The sequence below is a fragment of the Polaribacter porphyrae genome (assembly GCF_002954685.1).
GTDB lineage: Bacteria > Bacteroidota > Bacteroidia > Flavobacteriales > Flavobacteriaceae > Polaribacter > Polaribacter porphyrae.
In genome coordinates this window covers 487,830-505,223 of the sequence record NZ_MSCN01000001.1, presented here as the reverse complement: position 1 = coordinate 505,223, position 17,394 = coordinate 487,830, and the positions used below count along the sequence as shown (strand labels likewise).

Here is a 17,394-nt window from a genome sequence, read left to right as displayed (position 1 = left end):
GCATCAAGATAAGATACTTGATGCTTTAATTTTATAGTTTAAAATGATTTTTACATCACAAAAAGTCTTCTAGCACTCATCATACCTGCAACACGTTCTCCAATTGCATGCAAAGCTTCGTCATTATCTGCATTTTGTATTGCTTCGTCAATAAAATTAACAACAGCAACCATATCTTCTTCAACTAATCCACGAGTAGTAATTGCTGGTGTTCCAACACGAATTCCTGAAGTTACGAAAGGAGATTTATCATCAAAAGGAACCATGTTTTTATTTACTGTAATATCAGCTTTACCTAATGCAATTTCTGCGTCTTTACCAGAAATATCTTTATTACGTAAATCAATTAACATACAATGATTATCTGTACCTCCAGAGATTATATCATATCCTTTGGCTACGAACTCTTCAGCCATTTTAGCTGCATTCTGCTTTACTTGTATTTGATATTCTAAAAATTCATCCGTTAATGCTTCACCAAAAGCGATAGCTTTACCAGCAATAACATGCTCTAAAGGGCCACCTTGATTCCCAGGAAAAACAGCAGAGTTTAACAACATAGACATTTTCTTTGGCTTACCAGATTTTAAAGTTTCTCCAAACGGATTTTCAAAATCTTGACCCATCATTATGATACCACCTCTTGGACCTCTTAACGTTTTATGAGTTGTAGAAGTTACAATGTGGCAATGAGGCAAAGGGTCATTTAAAATACCTTTTGCAATTAAACCAGCAGGATGAGAGATATCTGCCATTAAAATAGCATTAACACTATCAGCAATTTTTCTAAAACGCTCAAAATCAATATCTCTAGAGTATGCAGAAGCACCAGCAATGATGAGTTGTGGTTTTTCTTTTGATGCAATTTCTTGAATCTTATCATAATTTAAAACTCCTGTTTCTTTTTCAACACCATAAAAAACGGGGTTATACAATTTACCAGAAAAATTTACAGGAGAACCGTGAGTTAAATGCCCTCCATGAGACAAATCGAAACCTAAAATTTTATCTCCAGGTTTTAAACAAGCCGCAAAAACAGCTGTATTTGCTTGCGAACCTGAATGTGGCTGTACATTTACATAAGCTGCACCAAATAATTCTTTAGCTCTATCAATAGCAATTTGCTCAACAACATCTACAATTTCGCAACCACCATAATAACGTTTACCAGGGTAACCTTCTGCATATTTATTCGTTAAAATAGAACCTTGGGCTTTCATAACTTGCTCACTAGTGTAGTTTTCTGAAGCAATTAACTCTAAACCATTGAGTTGTCTTTCTTTTTCTTCTTCAATTAAATCGAAAATTTGATGATCTATTTGCATTGTTGTTTATAATTTTAAACGTCAAAAATAGGCAAAATAGACTTGTTTGAAAACAACTTTTGATGATGTTTTCAACATTTTATTAAGATTTAATATACTTAAAAGAAACTTTTTAAAAAATGTACTTTTTACCGCATTTTAATTTTAAAATGATAAAAAAAGAATGTAGATTTGAGTAAAAATAAATAATTCGTAAAATGATTATAACAGCTAACAATCCTAATAGAAAGTCTTGGTTAAAAGTAAATGAAAATTCAGATTTTCCAATACAAAATATTCCATTTGGTGTTTTTATTACTAGAGATGATATAATTACGATAGGTAGTAGAATTGGAGATTATGCAATTGATTTAGGTGCTTTTCATCAATTGGGTTATTTTGAAGATGTACCTCTAACAGATGATATGTTTTTACAAGATAATTTGAATGATTTTATAGCTGATGGTCGTAAAACATGGAGATTAGTTCGTAATAAAATTGCTGAAGTATTTGATGTTAAAAACGGAAAATTAAGAGATAATGCAGCTCATAAAGATAAAATTATTTTTAGAATGGATGAAGTAGAAATGTTATTGCCTGTTGCTGTGGGTGATTATACAGATTTCTATGCTAGCAAAGAACACGCTACTAATGTAGGTTCTTTATTTAGAGATCCAGAAAATGCATTATTACCAAATTGGTTGCACATTCCAATAGGTTATCATGGACGTAGTTCTTCAATCATTCCTTCTGGAACACCTATTAGAAGACCTTATGGACAAACTAGACCAGCTGAAGGAAGTAAAACACCTGGTTTTGGTCCTAGTAAATTATTAGATTTTGAGCTAGAAATGGCATTCATTACAACAGATGCTAATGTTTTAGGAGAAAGAATCCCAATTGAAGAAGCTGAAGAATATATTTTTGGGTTGGTACAATTTAATGATTGGTCAGCTAGAGATATTCAAGCTTGGGAATATGTTCCTTTAGGTCCTTTTTTAGGGAAGAATTTTGCTTCAACAATTTCTCCTTGGATTGTAACCCTAGATGCTTTAGAGCCTTTTAGAACTGATAATCCCAAACAAGTACATGAGCCTTTACCGTATTTAAAACAAGAAGGGAAAGGAAGTTATGACATTCATTTGCAAGTTGGCATAAAACCAGAAAATGGTGAAGAAACCACTGTTGCTAACTCTAACTTTAAGTATATGTATTGGACTATGGCTCAACAATTGGCACACCATACTGTAAATGGTTGCCCAGTTGAAGCTGGAGATATGATGGGTTCTGGTACAATTTCTGGTCCAACAAAAGATAGTTATGGCTCTATGTTAGAATTGACTTGGAGAGGACAAAATCCTATAAAATTAAAAGACGGTACAACTCGTAAGTTCATAAATGATAATGATACTGTAATTATGCGTGCACATTGTAAAAATGATAAAGTTCGCATTGGTTTTGGAGAATGTATTGGTAAAGTTTTGCCTGCGAAGTAAGAATAAAAATTCTCATTAAATAAAAAAAGCATCCAATTTGGATGCTTTTTTATTTAAATATCAGTAAAATTACTTACTTAAATACATCTTTCTACGAGAATATAAAACAAAAAACTTAATTAAGAGTATAGTCATCTTACCACAAAAACCATACTCACTTATATTTCATCTATCATAAAAATTTTAAATTACTGACTTACAGTTATTTAAAAAAATCATTTAAATTATATTGGTTTATTTTGTAACCAAAAGTCATTTAAAAGTATCATATTTTAAAACAGTAATTATGAATTTATCTTTAGAACCAGGAATCGTGCTTACAATAATTGCAGTTATAGCTGGTATTACCATCTATTCTTTTTTAAAAAGCAGACATTTAGAAAGAATGTTACGCATAGAAAAAGGAATCTATATAACATCAAAACATAAAGATTTTTTAGAAATAAAATTTGGCTTTTTGTCTCTAGGTATTGGTATTGGAATCTTAACAGCATACATAATTAGAGTAATTAACTCAAATATAGATAATATCTTATATCCAGCATTAATTTTTTGCTTTGGTGGTATTGGATTGATTTTCTCTTTTTTCTTTATCAAAAAATATCAAGAAAACAATTAGTACTCTCTTATGGATGAAATCTATATTAAAAGAGTATTAAATGGAGATATTGATGCCTATGGGTTTTTGGTTAAAAAATATCAAAAAATTGTATTCCATTGTGCCTTATCTATTTTAAAAAATGAAGCTGATGCTAAAGATGCAGTTCAAGATAGTTTTGTAAAAGCGTTTGAAGTTTTAGACTCTTTTAAAGGAGATAGTAAGTTTTCTACTTGGGTTTGTAAGATAGCTATAAACAACTCATTAAAACTAGCTAAAAAAAAAGTAAAAGCAATACATCTTTTATCTGATTTTTCAAAAAACGAAGATATTGAACTCAACACTGGCATTGAGAAAATAGACAAAAATGAACTAAATATACTATTAGAAAAAGGATTAAATCTTCTGTCTCAAAAAGAAGCTATATGCATTCGTTTATATTATTTAGAAGAGTCTTCTATTTCAGAAATTGAAGAAGTAACATCATTTTCTAGTAGTAATATAAAAGTGCTTTTACATAGAGGTAGAAAAAACTTGTACCACTATTTACATTCATCCTATGAAAAAAATTTTAAAATATGAATACTGAAAAACATTTAAAGAATCTTTTTAACAAAGCCAATATAGATTATAAACATCTTAATTTTGATACAACTGTAGTAATGCAGTTAAAAAAACAGGCTTATTATAAAAAGAAAAAAAGAAAATATTTAAGAACTGCAATCACTTTTCTTTTGTTATTTGTCGTGTTTTCAATTTTTATTTTCACAGATTTTATTTCTGTAAAACAGCGTGAAACTTACAACAATTTATTTATAAACATAATTTTAGCGATAATTAGTCTCTTACTCATATTCTTTCAGTTCCAACATAACTTAAACATAAAAAATACGCACCATGAAAAAGTTTAACTTAATAATACTTTTTATAAGTATCTCAATTAGCTCAAATTTATATACTCAAAATCAAAAACTAGATGATATAAAAAAAATATTTACAGAGTGGCAGAATAAAAAAGAGGTGAGTCCTGGATTTTCTGTGGCTATTGCACAAAATAATGAAGTAGTCTATTCCAATTCATTTGGCTATGAAAACATGGAATATGATAGAAAATTGAATAAAAATTCAGTTTTTGATATGGCTTCATTGGCCAAACAATTTACTGGTTTTGCAATAGCTAAACTTATTCTTGAAAACAAATTGTATTTAGACGGTAATGTTTTAAAATATTTGCCTGAATTAAAAAATATAAAGAGTACAATACGTCTTAAAAACTTGGTATATCATACAAGTGGATTAAGAGATGTTGGAGAATTATTTGGTTTATCAAATTTTAGAGGCAATTTCACTGTTGAAGAGGCATTATATCTTATAAAAAATCAAACAGAATTAAACTTTAAAGTAGGCTCTGAATACGATTATTCAAACACAAACTATGTTTTACTAGCAGTTATTGTTGAAAGAGTTACAAATTTGTCTTTCAAAAAATGGTGTCATGAAAATATATTTATCCCTTTAAAAATGAAGAATACTTTTGTTAATGATAATCCTAGCCAACTTATTAAAAATAGAGCTATTGCTTATTACAAAAATGAGAGTTCATTTAGTTATCAGCAAAATAATGGGATGTCACTAATTGGATCTAGTGCTGTTTATAGTACTATTGAGGATATGTCTAAATGGATGCTTTATTTAGAGAATGACATAAAATTTCCAAAAGTATTTAAATTGATGAAAACAAAAGGAAAGTTGAATACAAATACTCCAGTAAATTATGGATTTGGTTTAGGTATTGGTTCTTATAAAAAGAGTTTAAAGATAGAACATTCTGGAGCAACACCAGCTGGTTTTAGAAGTCAAATTGCAATATTTCCAGAAGATAATTTCTCTTTTGTGATATTGAGTAACTTTGGTAATTTAAATCCACTAGAAGACTTTGGTTTTAAAATACTTGAAATCCTTTTAGATAAAAAAACAGTAAAAAATAGTGAGAAAAAAGAAATCAAAAGGTTAACTGTGTCCACAAAAATTCTCGAAAAATATACTGGCAAATATTTATTCAACAATGAAATGGAAGTGATTGTTTCTTTAGAAGAAAAGAAGCTATTTCTTCAACTACAAGGCAGAGAAAAAGATGAAGTCTTTGCTTTATCAAACACAAAATTTCAACTTCCTAATAATGGTTTAGTTGAGTTTAAAATGAATAAGAAAACAAAGCTGATGGAGGCTAATGTATTCCAAAATGGTAACCAAATTGGAGCTTTAAAAAAATTACAACCAAAAAATGATGATATTAAAAAAAATCTATTAAATTTTGATGATTATGTTGGTACTTATTATAGTTCAGAGTTAGAAGTGTTTGTAAAAATTAAAGAAATAGAAAACCAACTTGAATTATCAGGCACAAAATATGGAAGCGTACTTTTAAAAGATAAAACAGCAGAAATTTTTATTCCAAACAAAGAATTGGCAAGTTCAATTATCTTTAAAACTAGTGGAAATACTGTAAATGAATTTTACCTCAACAGGGGTAGTAGAGCAAGAAACTTAAAGTTTAAAAAACTGTATTCAAACTAAAAAAAACAACCTCCAATTCTGAATTTAGAATTGAAGGTTTTATAATATTAAAATACAACTGAAACTATTTACTCAAATACATTTTTCTACGAGAATATAAATCGTAAAAATCATCGTCTTTTAAGCTATCAATAAATAAAATACTCTCTCCTGTAGATTTCATTTCTGGTCCTAACTTCTTATCTACATTTGGGAATTTATTAAAAGAGAAAACAGGTTGTTTAATAGCATAACCATCTAACTCTGGTCTAAAATCAAAATCAGTAACCTTTTTCTCTCCTAGCATTACTTTCGTAGCATAATTTACATAAGGCTCTTTATACGCTTTTGCAATGAAAGGAACTGTTCTAGATGCTCTAGGATTGGCTTCAATAATATACACAGTATCATGTTTAATTGCAAACTGAATATTTATCAAACCAACAGTTTTTAAAGCTCTTGCAATAGTATGTGTATGATCTTTAATTTGTTGCATTACAAATTCTCCTAAATTAAAAGCAGGTAAAGTAGCATTAGAATCTCCTGAATGAATTCCACACGGTTCTATATGCTCCATAATTCCAATGATATATACATTTCCATCAGCATCACAAATAGCATCAGCTTCTGCTTCAATAGCACCATCTAAATAATGATCTAACAATAATTTGTTTCCTGGCATGCCACGTAATAAATCTACAACATGCTCAATAAGTTCTTCTTTATTGATAACAATTTTCATCCCTTGTCCTCCTAAAACGTAAGAAGGTCTTACCAAAATCGGAAAGTTTAATTCATCAGCCAAAGCTAAAGCTTCATCTGCAGTTTCTGCAATACCAAACTCTGGATAAGGAATGTTATTTTCTTTCAACATTGATGAAAAACGACCTCTATCTTCAGCAATATCTAAAGCCTCAAAAGAAGTTCCTATAATTTTAATTCCGTATTTAGTTAACTTTTCAGCTAATTTTAAAGCAGTTTGCCCTCCTAATTGTACAATAACTCCCTCTGGCTTTTCATGTCTGATGATGTCGTAAATATGTTCCCAAAAAACGGGTTCAAAATATAATTTATCTGCTGTGTCAAAATCTGTGGAAACTGTTTCTGGATTACAGTTAATCATAATGGTTTCATAACCACATTCTGCAGCTGCTAAAACTCCATGCACACAACAATAATCAAATTCAATTCCTTGACCAATTCTGTTTGGTCCTGAACCTAAAACAACAATTTTCTTTTTATCAGAAACAATACTTTCATTGGCAACAACAATCTCTCCATCTGCAGTTTTTACTTCATTTTCGAAAGTTGAATAATAATAAGGTGTTTTCGCTTCAAACTCGGCAGCACAAGTATCTACTAACTTATAAACACGTTGAATTTTAAGTTCTTCTCTTTTAGTATAGACTTCACTTTCGTAACAATCTAGCATATGAGCGATTTGTCTATCTCCATACCCTTTTTGTTTAGCTTCTAATAATAAATCTCTTTGAATTGTATCAATTGTATAAGATGAAATCTCTTTCTGAAGTTGAAACAATTCTTCATATTGTTTTAAATACCACATATCAATTTTAGTGATATCATAAATTTGAGTTAGTGGAATTCCTAATGCTATAGCATCATAAATTGCAAAAACACGATCCCAACTTGCGTTGGTTAATTTTTCAATAATTTGATTATAATCTTTGTATCCTTTTCCATCTGCACCTAATCCATTTCTTTTAATTTCTAAAGATTGAGTTGCTTTATGCAATGCTTCTTGGAAAGAACGTCCAATACCCATCACTTCACCAACAGCTTTCATTTGTAATCCTAGAGTTCTGTCTGAACCTTCGAATTTATCGAAATTCCAACGTGGAATTTTTACAATAACATAATCTAAAGTTGGCTCAAATAAAGCTGATGTAGATTTTGTAATTTGATTTTCTAATTCATCTAATGTATAACCAATAGCTAATTTTGTAGCCACTTTTGCAATTGGATATCCAGTTGCTTTACTAGCCAATGCTGATGAACGAGAAACACGTGGATTAATTTCAATGGCAATAATATCTTCTTTTTCATCAGGAGAAACTGCAAATTGCACATTACAACCACCCTCAAAATCTCCAATAGAACGCATCATATGTATAGCCATATCACGCATTTTCTGATATGTTTTGTCAGACAATGTCATTGCAGGAGCAACAGTAATAGAATCTCCTGTATGAATACCCATTGGATCCATATTTTCGATTGAACAAATAATAACAACGTTATCATTTTTATCTCTCAACAATTCTAGTTCGTATTCTTTCCAACCCATCATAGCTTTATCAATCATCACTTCATGAATTGGGGATGCTTCTAAACCTCTACGTAATAATTCATCAAAATCTTTTGGGTCATAAACTATTGATGCTCCTGCACCTCCTAAAGTATAAGAAGAACGAATTACTAATGGGAAACCAAAATCTTGTGCAATTTCTTTACCTTTTAAGAAAGATGTTGCAGTTTCTTGAGGAGCCATTGCTACACCAATTTTACCCATTAGCTTACGAAACTGTTCTCTATCTTCAGTAACATTGATTGCATTAATGTCAACACCAATCATTTTTACATCAAAATCACTCCAAATTCCTTTATCATCTGCTTCAATACAAAGATTTAATGCAGTTTGACCTCCCATTGTTGGTAAAACTGCATCAATTTGAGGATGCTCTTTTAAAATTTGAATAATAGATTTTGTAGTTAAAGGCAACAAATACACATGATCTGCCATTGAAGGATCTGTCATAATTGTTGCAGGATTAGAGTTGATTAAGATTGTTTCTATTCCATCTTCTCTTAAAGAACGTAAAGATTGTGAACCAGAATAATCAAATTCACAAGCTTGACCAATTACAATAGGTCCTGAACCAATAATTAAAATGGATTTAAGGTCTTCTCTTTTTGGCATTGTTAAGTTGTTGTATTTTTAAGTTTTACAAAAATAGTTAGTGATTAGATATAAAAAAAGGTGTTACTTAAAAAAGTAACACCTTATATATTAACAATTGTTAATCATTTATCTTTTTGGTCTAGCTTCAGATGAAACAGATATTTTTTTCCTTCCTTTAGCTCTTCTACGCGCTAATACCTTTCTACCATTAGCAGAAGCCATTCTCTCTCTGAAACCGTGCTTGTTTCTTCTCTTTCTTTTTGATGGTTGATACGTTCTTTTTGGCATTATCTGTATTTTTAAATATCTTCTTAATTTCTTTTATCTACTTTATAATAATTACCTATTATAAAGCGTGGGCAAATATACAACTGTTTTTATTTTTGACAAATAGTATTTCTAAAAAAATTAAAATATTTTTTTAGTTTTGATTTTTTAAGTTTATTTTAAAATTACAGCTTTTAAAAAACTATATACTAGCGTTATAACTAACTTGAAGAACTTCTCTTTTAACTTTTTTAAAATCTAGATTCGAATGTATTGGATCAAAAATGATTTCATGGAAAGGTTTCTCTTGAAAATTTTTTACTATAAATAAACAATATTTTGATTTCAATTTTTCTGCTATTAAATATTCTTTTTCCGTTAACAAAATATTTCCTTTGTTAGAATTTAAGCCTTTAACTTCAACACAGTAATAATTATTGTCAATTGACAACTTATAATCAAAACCACAAGCCATATTTGTTGTATCTTTAAGAGAATAAGAATTAAATAAATTAATTTTTGAAAACTCCATTTTAAAATATTCTTCAGCAGCTTTACCCGTTAATAATCTTTTAGAAATTATTTCAGAATAATCACTTCTAATTTCTTTATTAATAAATTTTTTAATTTGATAATTATCAATCAAAAATGATTTAATTAACTCTGAAAATTCTGCTATAGATAAATCCTTAAAAGCATCATAAACATTTTTGCAATAAACTCTAATTTTTCTTTTATGCCATCCTTTTCTAGAGTTTGGAAAATAAGGATCAAATTCATCTCTATAATTTTTTATAGATGATGGCTTACTACCTAAAGAATAACCGATAGTATTAAAATACTCTTGGTAAGTTTTAAATTCAAGTTCCTTTAAAGCCAATTCATTGAATTTCGACACATATAAACCTGCTAATATTGACTTTTCTCTCTTATTCATTAATAATAAAATAAACCCTATTCTAAACAAATATAATCTTAATAATTATTTACGCTTTTTTATTTGTGGTAAATTTTAGAGTTAGTACTTTTGCTCAAACCTGAAATAACCATGCAGAATACTAAATACGTTTTTGTAACAGGAGGCGTAACTTCATCACTAGGAAAAGGAATTATTGCTGCTTCATTAGCTAAATTATTGCAACAAAGAGGCTTTTCTGTTACCATACAAAAATTAGATCCTTACATTAATATTGATCCAGGTACATTAAATCCTTATGAGCATGGAGAATGTTATGTAACTGATGATGGTGCTGAAACAGATCTAGATTTAGGGCATTATGAGCGTTTTTTAAACATTCCAACTTCGCAAGCTAATAATGTAACTACAGGTAGAATTTATCAATCTGTAATTGATAAAGAACGTAAAGGAGAGTTTTTAGGAAAAACCGTTCAAGTTATTCCTCATATAACTGATGAGATTAAACACCGTATTCAGATTTTAGGTGAAACTGGTGATTATGATATTGTAATTACCGAAATTGGAGGAACTGTTGGTGATATTGAATCATTACCTTATGTAGAATCTGTAAGGCAAATGCTTTGGGAAAAAGGAGAAGAAAACGCTATTGTAATTCACTTAACATTAGTCCCTTTTTTGGCTGCAGCTGGCGAGTTAAAAACAAAACCTACACAGCATTCTGTAAAAATGTTAATGCAAAGTGGAGTAAGTCCAGATATTTTGGTTTGTAGAACTGAACACCAAATTTCTGATGACATAAAACGTAAATTAGCCTTATTCTGCAATGTAAAAAAGGAAGATGTTATACAATCTATTGATGCAGAAACTATTTATGATGTTCCTAATTTAATGTTGGAAGAAGGTTTAGATGAAGTTGTATTAAAAAAACTACAACTTTCGTCACCTATAAAACCCTCTTTAGAAATTTGGAATGACTTTTTACGAAAACATAAAAACCCAAAACACGAAGTAGAAATTGCTTTAATTGGTAAATATATCGAGTTGCAAGATTCTTATAAATCAATCACAGAAGCATTTATTCATGCTGGTTCATCACATGAAACCAAAGTGAAAGTAAGATGGGTACATTCAGAAAGCTTGACTCCAAAAAACTATGAAAAAAAGTTAAAAGGAGTTAATGGAATTTTAGTAGCACCTGGTTTTGGAGATAGAGGAATTGATGGTAAAATAAAAGCAGTGCAGTATGCAAGAGAAAATAATATTCCTTTTTTAGGAATTTGTTTGGGGATGCAAATGGCAGTGATAGAATTTTCTAAAAATGTTTTAGGTTTAAAAGATGCGTTTTCAACAGAAATGAAAAAAGATGCATTAAACCCTGTAATAAACCTTATGGAAAGTCAAGAAAATGTTACAAATAAGGGTGGCACTATGCGTTTGGGTGCTTGGGATTGTAAACTTTCTAAAGGAACTAAAGTCTATAACGCTTACAAATCTGAATTGATAAGTGAGAGACACAGACACAGATACGAATTCAATAACGAATATAAGGATCAAATTGAAGCTGCTGGGTTAAAAGCAACTGGAATTAATCCTAAAGCAAACTTGGTAGAAGTTGTTGAGTTAGAAAATCATCCTTGGTTTGTTGGAGTTCAATATCACCCAGAATATAAAAGTACCGTTTTAAAACCTCATCCTTTATTCGTAGATTTTATTAAAGCTGCTTTAAAATATTCAAAAAAATAAGATGCTTAAATAAGTTCAATATAAAAAACGGAACACTAATTGAACTACATCATATATCAATAATAATAGTATAGAAATCCACTAAAATAGATTGGGTTTTGCTACATTTGTCGCGTTTTTCTCAAGAGAATTTCTTGAACTAATGACAAATTGACATTTTAATTTACACATGGAACAAAAAAAATTCGATTATAATTCATTTATAGGAATGATTCTGCTTGCAGGGATTATGTTATGGTACTTTAATACAAATAAACCTGAAGTTACTCCAGAAAATGCAACTACAGAGCAAATAGTAGATAGTACTAAAAATACGACTATTAAAAATGATGTAGTAAATACTACTGCTACACCAACTTTTGCTAATGATTCTTTAAAGAATGTTGCACTACAAAATAAATTAGGTGCTTTTGCATACAGTGCTCTTAAAGGAACTGAAGGTACTACTACTATTGGAAATGAATTAGTACAACTTAAAATTGACAATAAAGGTGGACAAATTATTGAAGCCTTAATTAAAAATTATAAGACTTACGATTCACTACCTTTATACATGGTTAAAGACAATAATGCGTCTTTTAACATCAATTTTGGGACTACAGATAACCGAATTTTAAATACTAAAGATTTATTTTTTGAGCCTGTATACACTAAAAATGGAGAAAACCAAGTACTGTCAATGAAATTAAAAGTTTCTGACACACAATTTTTAGAGTATAGATATGAAATGAAACCTAAAGAATACATGGTTGATTTTTCTATTCGTTCTCAAGGTTTAAGCAATGTCATCAACTCTTCTACACCTATTAATTTAGATTGGACTTTAAATGGGTACAGACACGAAAAAAGTATGTATACAGAAAATACAATGTATTCTTACTACTATTATAAAACTGAAGACGAAGTAGATTACCTAAATGCTGGTAACACAGAAGTTGTGAACGATGTTGATTGGGTAGCTTATAAACAACACTTTTTTACATCAAACTTATTAACTGATACTCCTTTTAACAACGCAACTATTACTTCTACAGATTTAGTAAAAGACGAAAAAATTGATACAGTTTTTACAAAAAGATTTGAGTTAAAAACACCTTTAACTTTAGCTGGTGGTGAGTTAAATTATAATATGAAATGGTTTTATGGACCAAGTGATTATAATTTATTAAGTAGTGATAAATATGCTGGTACAGATTTAGATGAAATAGCAGATTTAGGTTGGGGGATTTTTGGTTTCTTAAACAGAACTATATTTTATCCAGTATTTAATACCTTAAAAGGTTTTATGTCTAACTATGGATTAATCATCATATTAATGACAATAGTCGTACGTATTTTGATGTCTCCTTTAGTCTATAAATCGTATGTTTCTAGTGCAAAAATGAAAGTAATTCGCCCAGAATTACAAGCTTTAAATGAAAAATATCCAGGGAAAGAAAACGCAATGAAGCGTCAACAAGAAACCATGGCTATTCAACGAAAAGCTGGAGTTAGTATGATGTCTGGTTGTATACCTGCATTATTACAAATGCCTATTTTCTTTGCCCTTTTTAAGTTTTTTCCAACAAATATTTCTTTACGTCAACAAGGCTTTTTATGGGCACCAGATTTATCTTCTTATGATGTAATTTTTAATTTACCATTTGATATTCCTTTTTATGGAGATCATGTAAGTTTATTTCCAATTTTAGCATCTGTGGCAATTTTCTTTTATATGAAGATGAACCAAAGTCAGCAAATGAACATGCAAGCTCCTACTCAAGAAGGGATGCCAGATATGAGTAAAATGATGAAGTATATGATTTACTTATCACCTATTATGATGTTAGTTTTCTTCAATAGATATGCAAGTGGATTGAGTTTATATTACTTTATATCTAATTTACTAACCATATCTATTATGCTAGTAATTAAAAACTATGTAATTGATGAAGATAAAATTCATGCACAAATAGAGGAAAACAAAAAACGCCCTGAAAAAGCGAAAAGTAAATTTCGTCAAAGAATTGATGCTGCTATGAAACAAGCTCAAGAGCAACAGGCAAGACAACAGAAGAAAAAATAAAAGGCAATACCTTTAGATAGTTTATAAACCCAAAACTTGATTGTTTTGGGTTTTATTATTTAACATATTTTAAATCAATATTTATTAATTTAGTAAAAAGATATAAATGAGTAAACAAAATATTAATTATTCAGTATAATGCAAAAAAACTACAGCAATAGCATTTTATTTAAAAGTCCTAATAATACTATTATTGTAATCGTAATTATAGTCGTATTTAATATTACTGCAAAAGCTCAAATAGCAAAAGGTGCAGATGTAGGTTGGTTAAGCTATTTTGAAAATAATCTTGGAATTACTTATTTGAATGATGATGGAGAACAACAAGATGCACTAAAAATTCTACAAAATCATGACATGAATGCGATTCGATTGCGTGCATTTGTAAATCCAACAGAAGATAATATTGGTGAAGTAAATACTGCAGGAGTAGTAAAAAATGCTGTAAGAGCTAAAAATCTAGGTTTAGATGTAATGATTACCATTCATTATAGTGATACTTGGGCAGACCCTGGTAGCCAACACAAACCTGCTTCTTGGGAAAACCTAAATTTTGAGCAACTCTCACAAGCAGTTTATGATTACACATATCAATTAATGGACGCTCTACTTAATGCAGGAGTTACTCCCAAATGGGTACAAGTGGGTAATGAAACTGATCCTGGTTTTCTTTGGGAAGAAGGTAGATTAACTAGCAGTAATAGCTTTGCTAACATGAATAATTTTGTTACACTTTCTAATAAAGGTTATGATGCCATTAAAGATAGATCTCCTACCACAAAAGTAATTACCCATATTGCTGATGGTAACAATACCACATTTCTAACTGGTTTTTTTGATGAGTTCTATGCAAAAGGAGGTAAAAATGATATTATTGGTGTATCATATTATCCACGTTGGCATAAAGGAACAATTCAAAGTGTAGTTAACAATTTAAATCTTCTTGTAAATCAATTTACTAAAGATGTAATGATTTGTGAAATAGGAGATTTAGAAAACTCACAATCATCAACATATAATATGTTAGTTGATGCTATAGATTTAGTAGAAGCTATACCAAATAATCGTGGTTTAGGTGTTTTCTATTGGGAACCAATTTCACATTCATCCATAAATGGATATGAACAAGGGCTTGCCATACCAATTGCTGATAAGCAATATAAATTTTCATGGGTGTTAGATGCTTTTCTAGATAATGCCGAAAAATGTGTAGCAACTAAAATTACACCTTACATAAAAATTAATGATGAAAACTGGCAACAAACTTCTAACATTATTGCTAGAGTTGGTAATACCATACAGTTTAATCCTGAACCTGTAGCTGGTTCAAATTGGGCTTGGAGAGGTCCAAATGGTTTTTCAGCCAATTCCAGAAAAATAACATTATCTAAAATTCAAAAAAATACTGCTGGAGATTATACAGTTACTTATACACCTGATAATAATGGATGTCAAGTTTCACAGACTTTTTCATTACAAATCTATGAAGTAGGTGAAATTATTATTGAAAATCCTGGATTTGAAACTGGGCAAATTTCTCCTTGGCTTGGAGAAGGAAATTATGGAATTGATACTGACCTTATAAATTCAGGTGTTTATTCTGGCTGGTTTGGTGGTGGTAATTCAGAGCTTTATCAAACCATAACTGGGCTGTTACCAAATACTACATATCAATTTTTAAGCTACATTCGTAGTACAAGTGGTGATAATGGTGTGGTTACTACAGGTGTTAGAGATTTTGGAAATATAACAACATCTATTGATGTTGGAATAACAGGTAATTTTGGTAATGATTTTGAATTAGCAGAAATAAAATTTACTACAGGCAGTACAAATACTTCTGCTACTATTTTTGCATCTACTACTAAATCAAATACTTGGGGAAAGATAGATGATGTTAAAGTTATTGAACTCAATGCACTTTCAAATGATAAAAATAATCATCAAAAAGAGCTGTTTAAAATTTATCCTAATCCTACATCAAATAATTTAACTATAAAACCCTTAAATTTTAGTAATAACTTGTACATAACTATTTATGATTTAAATGGTAAGAAAGTATTCAATAAACAACAAAATATCACCAAGAATAATACATTTAGTGTGTCAGTTTCTAATTTAGCAAAAGGGATTTACTTTATTCAGCTTAAAGATACTTTAGCAATTAGTACTAAAAGACTGATTATCAAATAAAACATCATTCTAAACTCAAACTTTCACTTTAAATCTCCCAAAAAACAAAATATATCCATAACAAAGAATTGTTAGAATAAATGCTGTTTTAAAGCCAAAACCATCTATTAAACTTCCAAATATAAAAGGGATAACTGCACCACCAACAATTGCCATACATAATAAACCAGAAGCTTGTGCTTTTAAATCTCCTAAACCTTCTAAAGACAAAGTAAATATGGTTGGAAACATAATGGAGTTGAATAAACCTACAGCTAAAATAGACCACATAGACAATAAACCTATGGTATTTATAGAAATCACAATCATAGCAATGGCTAAAAAAGCAAAAATACTTAACACTTTTCCTGGAGCCATAATTTTGGTTAAATACGCTCCTACAAAACGTCCAATCATTGCTCCTCCCCAATAAAAGATAACAAAAATGGCTAATAAGGATTTAGGATCAGAATCTGTAAAATTTTTATTAAATGTACTTGCTATGGTATTGGCAATACTCATCATAGTTTCATTGGTAGCAACCATTGGTGCTAAATTCATATCTGCAAAATAGTTCACTAAAAAACTTCCAATAGCTACTTCTGCACCTACATAGACAAATATCCCTAAAGCCCCCATTAACATCACCTTGTTTTTTAATAAAGCTAAATAACCTCCTTTTGGAGATTCTTGCATTACTTTTGGTAATTTTATAAAAGCAAAAATTAAGGCTAAAATTACAATTGATGTAGAAATCCATAAAAAAGGAGTTTGCACTGTTGTAGCCTCTGAAGCATAATAATTGGTTTTGTCTACAGCACTTAATAATTCTATTTCTGATGATGTTTTTACAGAATCACTTAATAAAAATAAAGCCCCAACTACTGGTGCAATTGTAGTTCCTAAAGAGTTAAATGCTTGTGATAAGTTTAAACGACTACTTGCGCCTTCTTCACTACCCAACAAAGCTACATAAGGATTAGCTGCAACCTGTAAAACAGTAATACCACCTGCTAAAGTAAAATAGCCCACTAAAAAAATAGAAAAATTTCTGTATTCTGCAGCAGGATAAAATAAAATACAACCCAAAGCCATTGTTAGTAATCCAAATACTATCCCTTTTTTATACCCTATTTTGGATAAAATAAATCCTGCAGGTAAAGAGAATACAAAAAAAGCTGTAAAAAAAGCGAATTGTACCAAAACTGTTTTTGCATAAGACATTTCAAAAACGTCTTTTAATCTAGGCACTAAACTATCTACTAATACAGTAATGAATCCCCATAAAAAAAAGAGCGTTGTTAAAAATATAAAAGCGCTTTTATAAGACTTATTGGTTGTTGATGACATA

Annotated in this window: 12 protein-coding genes; 7 read left to right on the top strand and 5 right to left on the bottom strand. The window is 29.7% G+C overall.

All coding sequences use genetic code 11. The annotated features are described in order from the left end of the window. Positions 1-50: 50 nt before the first annotated feature. Positions 51-1,325 (bottom strand): serine hydroxymethyltransferase, encoded by a 1,275-nt coding sequence (gene glyA / locus BTO18_RS02280; RefSeq protein WP_105014671.1) that lies wholly within the window; start codon positions 1,323-1,325, stop codon positions 51-53. A gap of 197 nt (positions 1,326-1,522) precedes the next feature. On the opposite strand from glyA, the gene fahA reads away from it, so the two are divergent. The 4 genes from fahA (at position 1,523) to BTO18_RS02255 (ending at position 5,975) form a co-directional block, all read left to right on the top strand. Continuing rightward, positions 1,523-2,800 (top strand): fumarylacetoacetase, encoded by a 1,278-nt coding sequence (gene fahA / locus BTO18_RS02275; protein ID WP_105014670.1) that lies wholly within the window; start codon positions 1,523-1,525, stop codon positions 2,798-2,800. Positions 2,801-3,086: 286 nt separating this feature from the next. After that, positions 3,087-3,419, top strand: a complete 333-nt coding sequence (locus BTO18_RS02270) for a DUF6249 domain-containing protein (RefSeq protein ID WP_146106873.1) — start codon at positions 3,087-3,089, stop codon at positions 3,417-3,419. 9 nt (positions 3,420-3,428) lie between these two features. Then, complete coding sequence (locus BTO18_RS02265) at positions 3,429-3,980, top strand: RNA polymerase sigma factor (RefSeq protein WP_105014668.1); 552 nt, start codon at positions 3,429-3,431, stop codon at positions 3,978-3,980. A 315-nt stretch (positions 3,981-4,295) separates the two neighbouring features. Beyond that, positions 4,296-5,975, top strand: coding sequence for a serine hydrolase (locus tag BTO18_RS02255; RefSeq protein ID WP_105014666.1), 1,680 nt, complete (start codon positions 4,296-4,298; stop codon positions 5,973-5,975). Between the two features lie 64 nt (positions 5,976-6,039). On the opposite strand, the gene carB is transcribed toward BTO18_RS02255, so the two are convergent. From carB to BTO18_RS02240, 3 genes are all read right to left on the bottom strand, one after another. Continuing rightward, positions 6,040-8,895 (bottom strand): carbamoyl-phosphate synthase large subunit, encoded by a 2,856-nt coding sequence (carB, locus tag BTO18_RS02250; RefSeq protein ID WP_105014665.1) that lies wholly within the window; start codon positions 8,893-8,895, stop codon positions 6,040-6,042. Positions 8,896-9,003: 108 nt separating this feature from the next. Continuing rightward, positions 9,004-9,165, bottom strand: a complete 162-nt coding sequence (rpmH, locus tag BTO18_RS02245; RefSeq protein ID WP_072554477.1) for a 50S ribosomal protein L34 — start codon at positions 9,163-9,165, stop codon at positions 9,004-9,006. A gap of 181 nt (positions 9,166-9,346) precedes the next feature. Then, on the bottom strand, positions 9,347-10,081 hold the full coding sequence (locus BTO18_RS02240) for a protein NO VEIN domain-containing protein (protein ID WP_105014664.1): 735 nt from the start codon (positions 10,079-10,081) through the stop codon (positions 9,347-9,349). Positions 10,082-10,192: 111 nt separating this feature from the next. Between BTO18_RS02240 and pyrG the strand changes: the two genes are divergently transcribed. The 3 genes from pyrG to BTO18_RS17920 all read left to right on the top strand — a co-directional run bounded on the left by pyrG (position 10,193) and on the right by BTO18_RS17920 (position 16,064). Next, positions 10,193-11,806 (top strand): CTP synthase, encoded by a 1,614-nt coding sequence (pyrG, locus tag BTO18_RS02235; protein WP_105014663.1) that lies wholly within the window; start codon positions 10,193-10,195, stop codon positions 11,804-11,806. 169 nt (positions 11,807-11,975) lie between these two features. Further along, complete coding sequence (gene yidC, locus BTO18_RS02230) at positions 11,976-13,871, top strand: membrane protein insertase YidC (RefSeq protein ID WP_105014662.1); 1,896 nt, start codon at positions 11,976-11,978, stop codon at positions 13,869-13,871. A gap of 138 nt (positions 13,872-14,009) precedes the next feature. Continuing rightward, complete coding sequence (locus BTO18_RS17920) at positions 14,010-16,064, top strand: glycosyl hydrolase 53 family protein (protein WP_105014661.1); 2,055 nt, start codon at positions 14,010-14,012, stop codon at positions 16,062-16,064. A gap of 15 nt (positions 16,065-16,079) precedes the next feature. On the opposite strand, the gene BTO18_RS02220 is transcribed toward BTO18_RS17920, so the two are convergent. Continuing rightward, a complete protein-coding gene (locus BTO18_RS02220; RefSeq protein ID WP_105014660.1) occupies positions 16,080-17,393 on the bottom strand; it encodes a sugar MFS transporter in 1,314 nt (437 codons plus the stop codon). Position 17,394: the final 1 nt, after the last annotated feature.

What these genes read in the sequence shown, in the direction of transcription:
- yidC (WP_105014662.1), top strand. Translation starts at nt 11,976, where the DNA reads ATGGAACAAAAAAAATTCGATTATAATTCATTTATAGGAATGATTCTG.
- BTO18_RS02265 (WP_105014668.1), top strand. Translation starts at nt 3,429, where the DNA reads ATGGATGAAATCTATATTAAAAGAGTATTAAATGGAGATATTGATGCC.
- BTO18_RS02255 (WP_105014666.1), top strand. Translation starts at nt 4,296, where the DNA reads ATGAAAAAGTTTAACTTAATAATACTTTTTATAAGTATCTCAATTAGC.
- BTO18_RS02270 (WP_146106873.1), top strand. Translation starts at nt 3,087, where the DNA reads ATGAATTTATCTTTAGAACCAGGAATCGTGCTTACAATAATTGCAGTT.
- pyrG (WP_105014663.1), top strand. Translation starts at nt 10,193, where the DNA reads ATGCAGAATACTAAATACGTTTTTGTAACAGGAGGCGTAACTTCATCA.
- carB (WP_105014665.1), bottom strand. Translation starts at nt 8,895, where the DNA reads ATGCCAAAAAGAGAAGACCTTAAATCCATTTTAATTATTGGTTCAGGA.
- BTO18_RS02240 (WP_105014664.1), bottom strand. Translation starts at nt 10,081, where the DNA reads ATGAATAAGAGAGAAAAGTCAATATTAGCAGGTTTATATGTGTCGAAA.
- rpmH (WP_072554477.1), bottom strand. Translation starts at nt 9,165, where the DNA reads ATGCCAAAAAGAACGTATCAACCATCAAAAAGAAAGAGAAGAAACAAG.
- BTO18_RS17920 (WP_105014661.1), top strand. Translation starts at nt 14,010, where the DNA reads ATGCAAAAAAACTACAGCAATAGCATTTTATTTAAAAGTCCTAATAAT.
- glyA (WP_105014671.1), bottom strand. Translation starts at nt 1,325, where the DNA reads ATGCAAATAGATCATCAAATTTTCGATTTAATTGAAGAAGAAAAAGAA.
- BTO18_RS02220 (WP_105014660.1), bottom strand. Translation starts at nt 17,393, where the DNA reads ATGTCATCAACAACCAATAAGTCTTATAAAAGCGCTTTTATATTTTTA.
- fahA (WP_105014670.1), top strand. Translation starts at nt 1,523, where the DNA reads ATGATTATAACAGCTAACAATCCTAATAGAAAGTCTTGGTTAAAAGTA.